This window comes from Methylomonas koyamae, from assembly GCF_001644025.1.
In the GTDB taxonomy this organism is placed as follows: Bacteria; Pseudomonadota; Gammaproteobacteria; order Methylococcales; family Methylomonadaceae; genus Methylomonas; species Methylomonas koyamae_A.
In genome coordinates this window covers 1-9,746 of record NZ_LUUK01000063.1, presented here as the reverse complement: position 1 = coordinate 9,746, position 9,746 = coordinate 1, and the positions used below count along the sequence as shown (strand labels likewise).

The following is a 9,746-nucleotide window of genomic DNA, read 5'->3' as shown; positions in this document are numbered from 1 at the left end:
TAGGGTACGCATTGCGTACCGGCTAAATTGCAAGGTACGCAATGCGTACCCTACGAATGGGTCGTCAGCTATGCTGTTCGGCCAATTTGGCGACGAACTCGTCGACGAACACCTGCATATCGGCGGTAATCACCTTAATCTGGCTACCTAAATAGTTGTATCCGAACAAGGCCGGAATCGCGACGCCCAGCCCGGCGACCGTCGCGGTCAGCGCCGCCGCGATACCTGGCGCGATGGCGTTGACGTTAACTTCGCCGCTGACCGCGATCGCCGCGAAGGTAATCATCACCCCGACCACGGTTCCGAGCAGCCCCAGAAACGGTCCGCCGGAGATGGCGATGGTCAACAACACCATTTGCGAATTGAGTTTTTGCAGTTCGCGGACCAACGCGCCGTCCATCGAAGCCTTGACCGCATTCAGCGCCTGCGCCGACAAGCTACGGTCCGCGACGTCGGCGCCAACCGCCTTGGCCAGACGCTTGTTCATTTCCTGTACGCCGACGTGATAGACCCGGTAGATCGACGACCCGGCAAAGGCAGCGTGATGGCCGGTCAACGACAGCAGCAGCGGCGACTCGTCGAAATCGCTTTGACCGTCTTCGTCCGCGTGGTCCAAGGTGGCGATATCGCGCTGGCCTAAACGGCTGAAGGCCGCTTCGAACTTTTTGTTTTCGGACTGAGTCCGGCCCAGCACGATGGCCTTAGCGATCATCACCAGCCAACTGATCACGAACATCACCATCAGAATGCCGATCACCACCCAGCCGTCCACGGTCACGTTGTTCAGCGTCGCGGTAAAATACGACTCGCCGCCCTCCTCGCTGTCAGGCGTGCTGTCCTCACCGTAAGTCAACAACGTGGAATTCTGGCCCTGCAACAAGGCGGCAAAGCGCAAGGCGTTACCGTCGCGCACGGTTTTGGCGATGCCGAATTCGTCGAGCGCGCCTACGAAGCCACGGCTACCGTCCAACGCGGCGCCGATCGCCAGCTCGCCGTCCAGCGCGGTCACCGTCGCTGGTACGTTGCCGACCGCCTTGCCGTCGACATATAAGGTGTAACCGCCAGCGTTGCCGGTCACCGCCAACAACTGCCACGCGGCCAGATTCAAACCGGCCGGACTGACGAATTCCTTGCCAGCCACTTGCAGGACCGGCGCCTGACCTCTAACGGACAAACTCAACTTATCGCGTTGAAACAACACCGCGTCGGACTGGGCCTGATCGATCTTGACCCACATCGACAGCGTCCAGCCCGGATCGGTCGCGGTTTGGATCGCCGGCGTGGCCGGTACTTTGATGACCGCTCCGCCGTTAAACCCCGCCGCGTCGCCGATCGCGCCGCCCTCGATCCTGCTGGAGCCGGCGCTACTCGGTTGGCTGGCGTAGGCGGTGGCATCCTTGACCGCATCGGCCTCGAAGTGGAAGGCCAGACCTTGGGCGACATCGAACAAGCCGACGCCGTCCTGGCCGTCCACGGCCTTGGGATTGCCGTAATACATCCAGATCGCCGGCTCGTCGGCATTGGCGATGTCCTTGGGCAATTTCACCCAGATCAGCGCCATCTCGTTGACGGCATCGATTTTCTCGATGAAAAACTTCAGCGGAGTTTTGTCGTCGCCGGCGATAAAGCGCACATCCTTGCCGTTTTCGCCCAGATCGGTAAAGAAGCCGAAGTTGCCGGTATGCAGCCGCACCGGTATCAAAGCCTCGCCGGCCGGTTTCACGCCCTCCTGTTGCAACTGCTTGGCATCCAGGGTGATTTTCTTCCGGTAACCCCAATCGTCGTTCCACCACGCCAGGGCCGGCTGCGATAAACTCAACAAGGTCAATACTGCAAGGACTATCCGCTTCATGTTTACTCTCAAATCAAAACATATCGCGAATTATCCCCGCCAAATCTTACATTTTTATGACACCTTGGGAATGACGCCAAAGACTCGGACGGGGTGCCTCCCGCCGAGCCAACCAGCGGCGGCTCGCCGCCGCCGCGCCGGCACCGCTATATCAATCGCCGAAACCGAGGATTTCTACGCTGAGTATGCCGAGGATCGCCTTGGCAATGGCGGCGGCACTGTTCTTACTGGCCACATCGCCGCCGACCGAGCTTTCCGCCATTTGGCTGACGCCGGCGGTCAAATTGCTGGAACCGGTCAAGCCGGCGGCGACACTGCCGACCGAAGCCACCGGCACGCCGGTGGAAATTCCGCTGACCTGGATGTTTTGCGCGCCCAATACCGCCGTCGCCGAAATGGTCACGTTGGTCCCGCCGATCCCGGCCTCGCCGGCATCGACCACCCCTTTCGGCGCGAACAAAAACACGTCGCCACCGACCACGCCCTCCGAGCTGGCGGCGGTGCGAATACCACTGCCGGACACGACAGCCGGAAATTCAATCTTCATGTTGCCTTTTTCGTCGAAGCTGATTTTCGGTGCCGGCGCCGAGATGGCCGATTTGGCGCCGCGGCCGGCGTCAATGTCACCGTTGGAAGACCACAGCATGATGTCACCACCATCCAGTGCGAATACCCTGGAGGTATTCACATTGAAATTGTCGCGCACGAAGGCGTTGATGTTGCCGGTGCGCTGGACCAAGATCCCCGGCAAGTCCTTGTTCGCTTCTTCATCTTCTGCTGATGAGTCCGAGGTCTTGTTATCGTTCGGCGAAACCGCCAAACCCACGTTAGCACCTCCACCAGGTACCAGCAGATTGATATCGCCACCGTCCACTGTGTAAATTTTGCTATAAACCATTGTTAGGTTGCCTTGCCATTCGCCACCCGGAAACAGCGTGTCGATCGCGGAGTAAGCCCCCTCGTTTCCAGCCGACTTATCCGAAGCCGACGCGCTGCCCGACGTGCGAATCAAATCGAAAAATACCGGCAGTAAGGCGGCGTTCAACTTCGGCTGAATCGCCACAAAATCCCAACTGTTCAGTTTAGCGAAAGCCGCCAAGGCGTCTGCTTCGCCAAGCGCGGTATTCCCGGAACGTTCGCGCATAAAGGTGGTAATCAATTCCCTGGCTTTCAACGACTGCGCGTCGTCGCCCATCATGTAGGCGTTGATAAAGCCAGCATAGTTCAGTTCGCCGTTTGCGCCGGCCAGCACCGTAAGATTGGCACCCTGGTCCGGCAGATTGGCATTGTTCACGTCGCCGACCGTCGATATACCCTTGGACGCCCCCAAATCGATGTCGCGGCCGGCTTTTACCAGTACCTCACCGCTGCCGCCGATCTCGATACTGGCACTGTTATCCAATAGCTTACCGTTCGCATTGCGAGCGCTGCTGAAGCGAATATCCCGGGCGGCCTTGATTAAACTGGTGTCGCTGACGTTGGCGTGTTGCGCGGACACCGCCAAATTCAGAATGTCATGCCCCGAATCCACCAAGACTTTGGTCGCCAACACCAATTCGATGTTTTTTATGTCCCCGCTACGAGTCACCAAGCGCGCTGGTTGCTTGTCGCCGGCGTGGATTGGCGTGGTGGCATGCGCCAACGGCGAATCCCCGAGCGCATTGAAGGCGCCGGCCAAATCCGCCATCGCCGTCCGCGCCAGCGGTACGGTGGCGCCGGGCGCCAGCGCCGGGTCGGCATCGGATACACCCAGGCGGTAGGTCAGGTCGGCCGCGCTGATGTCGCCTTCCGCCAACAAATTCAAGCTGCCGGTTGCCGCCGGAAACAGGATGATTTCTTCGTTCAACTCTATGTCTCCACCAAACGCGGTGGCATTCAAGGAACCCGGATATAAGGCCGCCAGCAACTTTTGCTGATCCGTTGAGCTAGTATTGGGAAGCAACACGGAAATCAATTTCGAAGCACTGCTGTGCAAGCCAATGTCGCCGGCCAGACTGGCCAAGGTCAAACCACTGTCGGCGCCGTAGCTGAAAAAATTCACTTCGCCGTCGTCCGCTATCATCGGATCGGTGACGCCGGCCAGCGACAAGTCGTTTCCAGCCGATATGTCGAAACGAGTATCCCCCATCAACAGTACCGGACCGCCGGCAAATTGGCCGCCGCCGCCTATGGCTCCGCCGGCGCTGATCGAGCCTTCGCCTTGGCCCAAATAAAACACGCCGCCGTTGACATTGCCACCGGCCTCGATCGCCAGGGTACCGCCGCCGCCGACCACGACTTCGTTACTGTTAAATCCGGTCAGATTCGGACTACCATTGGCGTCGCCGACCTGCTTGCCAGTGGTCGGCATGACCACTTCCAGATCGGAAATATCGCCACCCGCCTTGACATTAACCGCGCCGCCGCCGAAGGCCCCAACGTTTTGTTGGAACAACGGCTGCGGTACCACAAAGGGTTTCAATTGGTTTTTCACGCCGGGAATATAGCCTAACCCCACCCCCCATGCGGTCGGTTGCGATTGCCTCTGAGCATTCAAACCTCCGACGCGCAGCATCCAATCGTTGTAGCTATTATTGCTGACCGTCCCTTGGATATTGCCGGCCGCCGTCAGACCCACATCACCGCCATCCACCGGATACTCACTGTAGAATAACTGCGCAACCGCCCGATCGCTGAGCGAACCGTAAGGGTTGGTTTGCGTCGTCGTGCCGGCGCTATAGACGGATGCCGGCGTATATTCGGCTTTCTTGTTAGTATCTTTGGATATCTGCGCTGTCGTGGCCAAACTGAGCGTCACCGACGGCAGCGTCGAAATGGCCGTGTCGGCGGTTATAATTTTAGTCGTCGCGGTGCTTAAATGCACCGATGGCAGGGTCGTCAAGGTCGAGTTGGCCGATACTGCTCCGGTCAGCGCGTTGTTGATTGTGACAGTCTTAATCTTGGTGTTGGCGTTGACGTTGATCGCGGTGATCTGAGTCCCGGCCGCGACACCGTTGCCGGTCAGGTAATCGCCGACCACCCAATTGACGTCATCCGCAACTTTCAGACTCTTGCTGTTCTTGGCGGCCAAGGCCGTGGTTTGCGCCGCGACGCCGGCCAAATTAATAGAGGTAATGGTGGTACCCGGCGCAATGCCGTTACCGGTCAAATAATAACCAACCCGCCAACCGGACGCTTCAGTGTCGTCCAGCCGTAACGATAGGCTGCGAATGACGGCGGAAGCCGACGTCGCATGCGTGATTCCTCCGGCGTCGACCTCGGTAATATAGGTCCCGGCGACAATTCCGGAACCCGATAGGTACCCGCCGGCTTTCCAGGCCGACGCATCGCTGACCGCCAAAACCGTGCTGCTTTTCGCGGCGACCGCAGCCAGCTCGTTATCGATGCTTTCCCCAGCGGAAATCACAATATCGCCGCCGGCATTCAACTGAATGTCGCCGGTGCCGGTTCTTACCTTGACGTTGCTGGTTAACGTCAAATCGCCGGCACCCGAGGTTTTGTCCGAATCGGCGCTGGTCAAATCGCCGCCGGCGGTCAGTTGGTAGGACCAGGACGCGCCGCTCTGCAATTTGTCGATAATCTCGACCGACCTGGTAGTGCCGTCGAAATTGTCGAATTGAAACGTGACGTTTTTAAACCCGTCGCTCAACGACTGATCCAGCGTGAAATCGCCGCTGGCCCTAATCACCAAGCGCCCCGGCACGTCGTCCCAAACATTGTCGTCGCTGTTTTCGTCGTAGCGCCAGTCGGCCAGATCCCACTTGTCCTTTAAGGTCAGGTCGCCGCTGTAATCGATCTCGACGCCGGCCAGCAACCGGATGCCTTGGCCCAACCGGTCGGCGACCGCCGCCATGTTGGCTTCGGTCATGTAGGCGGCGGTATCGGCCTTGATTTTGGCGATGTCGGCGGCGTCGATCCGGCCGTCGTCGCCCAAATCGGCGTTGGCATATTTGGCGACGCCCTCGGCATAAAACGTCTTGTAACCGCTGACCGAGCCGGCGACCGGCTGTATCCGCACCCCGATGCCGTCCCGCAAGGCTCGTAGCGTCACGTCGCCGCCTTCCGCGCCGGTGCCGTGCACGTCGATTTGACTACCTTCGCCCACCGCGACGCCGGAGATCCCGTCGCCGTCGCTATCGACGCTGGACAACAACACGGAACCGCCCTTGGCGCCGTCGCCGGTACCGCGCGCCGACAACTTCGCGCCAGCGTTCAGAACCACATCGTCGCCGGCATACAATTTGATGCTACCGCCGGCGTCGGCGGCGTCGGCGTTCACGGTGCCGGCCAGTTCGATCGAACCGGTATCGGCGACCAGCGTCACTTGTTCGGCGCGGACCGAGCCGGACTGGCTTTGCACGATATCGGCTTGTCCGACTCGGATGTATATCGAACGATCGATACCGGCGCTGTTCAGTTTCTGCGTTAACGCGTCGAAACCCTGACCGGCGGCGAAGTCGCCGACCTCGACCGTCGCGCTGCCGGACTTGGCTTGCAGTTCGCCTTGCAACGAAGCCGATTTTTCCAGCGCCCGGATTTCGACATTTCCGCCCTCGGCATCGCCACCGCCGCTATCCACGTCGATCAATGACCCAGCCTTGGCGGCGATGCCGCCGTGATCCGCCACCGCCGTGAAGTGGCCGCCCGGACTGTATTGGTCGACATCACCGAACTTGACGGCCCGCCCCGCCAAATCGAGCTGGGCATGTTCGCCCAAGCTCACGTCACCGCTCAACGCGTGCAGGCTCAACGCGCCGGACGGCAACACCACCCGACTATCGAAGTCGATATTGTCGGCGGTAACGGCCAATTCGGCGCCGTATCCGCTGACGATAGCCGCGTTACCGGTTAGACCGGCGAATTCCGCCGCATGCCCGCTCGCGTCGATGTTCAAGCTGGCGCCGCCGTCGGCGCCGAAACCGCCGGTCGCCAGCCGCAAATCGGCCGCGACGCGCAATTCGCCGTCACCGGTGGCGCGGACTTGCTCGCTCGCGTTGACATCGACCGCGTCGAAACCCAGTATCGAAAACCGGCCGGCACCGGTTTCCAGTCTATCGGCAACGATAGCCAATCGACCGCCGCCGTCAACAGTCTGTAGATTTTCCGCCGCTCCGCTGTTCGCCAAGACCAGCGTTCCGGCGCTGATCGACGCCACGTCGCCGGCCGCGCCGTGACCGGTCATACCCGCGGCGTTAATCGCCAAACGCTCGCCCCGCCAATCCACATTGCCGTAGAAGCCGAGGCTATCACGCGCGGTCAGCACTAATTCGTCCACGTTTAACTGGGCCAATTTGGCGTTGGTCAGATTCAATGCGCCGCCGGCCAAGCCATCCACGGCACCGAGATTGACGCTATTGGCCGCCAGATTCAACGAACCTCCCTCCATCCGAATATCGCCCTGCAACTCGGTCGAGTGCGAAGCATCCAATAACATCGAAGCGGCGGCGTGCAACAACGCATCCTTGGCGACCAACAAATCGCCGGCCGAACCGTCGGTTTCGGTACGGTTCAGTTCGATTTGATCGCCGCCGGACAAGCGTAGCAAGGCCCCGTTACCGACCAGATTGAACACACTGTCCCCGCCGACCACACGGCGATCGGCATCCAAGCTCACATTGGTACGCACTTCGACCAGGTTTTTGGCCGCCGCGATAATCTCGCCGCCGCGCAGATCGACGCCCTCGGCGAACACCACGCTATCGGCACTGACATCAACCGCGGTCTCGCCAGTCTCGACATCGCGGTCTCGCGCGCCGCCGAGCAACAGGCTTTCCACATTCAGCGCACTCAAGTCGTCGGCCAGAATTTCCAAGACGCCGGTGCCGGCAGCCTCGCCGGAGCGGTCGGCGACGATGCGGATGTTATTGGCGGCGATATCCATTCGAGCGCCGCGGCCGCCTTGCAAGGCTTGCAGCATGAACTCCCCTTCCATCACCAACCGGGTTTGCGCGATCAACGAAACCTGGCCGCCGTCCATCGGTAAATTGGGCGTTGCGGTTTCGTTGGTTTTAGCTTGCTCCTGGTAAAAGCTGTTGGCAGTGTAGGTTTGATATTCCGAGTACTTACGAACGTCAGCGCCGGTTTCGATTAGAAAACCTCTGGAACGCGCATCGCGAATACTGCCGCCGGCCTGGGCGAAATAACCGGACACGATGGTTCTACCGTCAGGCGTGTATTGGGTGACGACTTGGTCCTGAGTGTCGGCGACCGGTGTGATCAGATAGGCGCCCGGCAGCAATGCATAATGCGCCGGCAAAATCGCGTAATCGCCGGCCGGCAGATCGCCGCTCGCTTCCAAATGAATCGTGGCGCCGAGCGAATAATCGAAGCTACTACTTTGATAGTGGTCGTACGGACTCAGCAACGACCCCAAGGTCGGCAAAATCGCGAAGCCGCCCTGATAGCTGCCGCTACCGGACGTTAAATAATCGTAGGAGCCGCCGGCACCCGGTATGAATTCGTAGGCCAGCAAATCGCCTCCGCCAGCCAAATCCACAAGACTGCCGCTGGCGACATCGATCTCCGGCGCGTCCATGACGATGCGTTTTTCCGGCGCGGCGCCCCAAACCAGGTTTCGAACATTATCCAAGGTATATAACCAGTCGGTTCCGCCCTGAACAACACCGAATGGAATCAATAACTCCGTAGCCGTCAGCCGATCGATACCCGAGACTGAAGTCACGCTACCGGAGGCCAGCGTTAGCGTATCGCCGGCCTGGAACGTAATCTTCCCGAGCGGCGCCTTGACCACGCCTTGCTGGCTAATTAAGGGCGCCTCGAAAGTCAACGAACCGGCCGCCGACAACGGCGTCGCATCGGTGTTAGTGCCGGAGATAACGATTTTTCCGTCCGGATTGCCGCGCACCGCGAACGTGAAGTCGGTCAGTGTGCTGGGATATACTTGGCTGGCGTGCAAATACAAATCGCCGGCCGTCACCAGGGCACCGACATAATCGCGTTGCTCGTCGCTTTCCTCGCGGACGCCTATCGTGCGTATATCGTGGGCGCTGTATAGCGTGACCTTCTGGAAGCCGTTCCAGAGACTAGCGCCGGTCAGTTGTATCCATTGCGCATTGCCGGCGAACTGTCCGGTACCGGTTTCGGCGCTGTCGGCAATAGTGCGTAGCTTATCGGAACCGAGCTCTAGAAAAGTGGTATTCAACACAACCGAGCCGGCGTCGGCGCCGTTCGATCCGACCGCGCGCAGCTCGGCGGCATCGATGTGGATGCGTTCCGCCGCGGTCAGATTGACGTCGCCGACGAAGGCCACCGCCGCGTCGCCTAGCGTCCCGTTCACGGCCAGACTCAGGTCGGTGAAACCGCCGGCGCTAATCTGATCCGCGCCGATACTTGCGAAGCCGATGCCGTCTTCCGGGTAGGCGTCGCCGAACTTCAGATCCTCTTCGGATTGGCGCTTGCCGCTCTGACTGACGTTAATGACCAACGGTCCGTCGGGAAACGGCACGACCGGAATTTCCGGACGGTTTAATTCCGAACGATCAAGGCGCAGCGACAATCGCCCGCCGTGCATGCTGGCCGAACCGGCATAGGCTCGCATTTCACCATCGATAACGATACCGTCGGCCGCTTTGATCGATATGTTGCCGGCATTGGAGGCGAAGGTTCGCTTGACGAAGGCCGCCGCCGAAACCGTATCGGAACGCTCGACATCGACGGTCGCCACGGTACCGGAAACATCCAGGACCGCCCCTTCGGCGATCACCACGGCGCCGCGTTTGGCATCGAAAGCGATCGTGCCCCCGTCCAGCACTTGACCGCCCCGGTTCCCGTAAGCGTCCGCCAGTTCCTTCACCGCGACGCCGCGCGCGTCCAGGCTGGCATGGTTGCCCAGCCAAATGGTTTGAGTAGGATCGTATTGCAAGCCAGCGGCCGG

2 protein-coding genes are annotated in these 9,746 nt (G+C 60.1%); both read right to left on the bottom strand.

The window, feature by feature from the left end:
• Positions 1 to 64: 64 nt before the first annotated feature.
• Positions 65 to 1,852 (bottom strand): DUF2341 domain-containing protein, encoded by a 1,788-nt coding sequence (locus tag A1355_RS05855; RefSeq protein ID WP_064025947.1) that lies wholly within the window; start codon positions 1,850 to 1,852, stop codon positions 65 to 67.
• Between the two features lie 151 nt (positions 1,853 to 2,003).
• Entirely contained in the window at positions 2,004 to 9,734 is a 7,731-nt protein-coding gene (locus A1355_RS05850) for a filamentous haemagglutinin family protein (RefSeq protein ID WP_231883577.1), read from the bottom strand.
• Positions 9,735 to 9,746 lie beyond the last annotated feature (12 nt).

Excerpts from the sequence above, each read along its gene's own strand:
- A1355_RS05855 (WP_064025947.1), bottom strand. The coding sequence starts at position 1,852 with ATGAAGCGGATAGTCCTTGCAGTATTGACCTTGTTGAGTTTATCGCAG.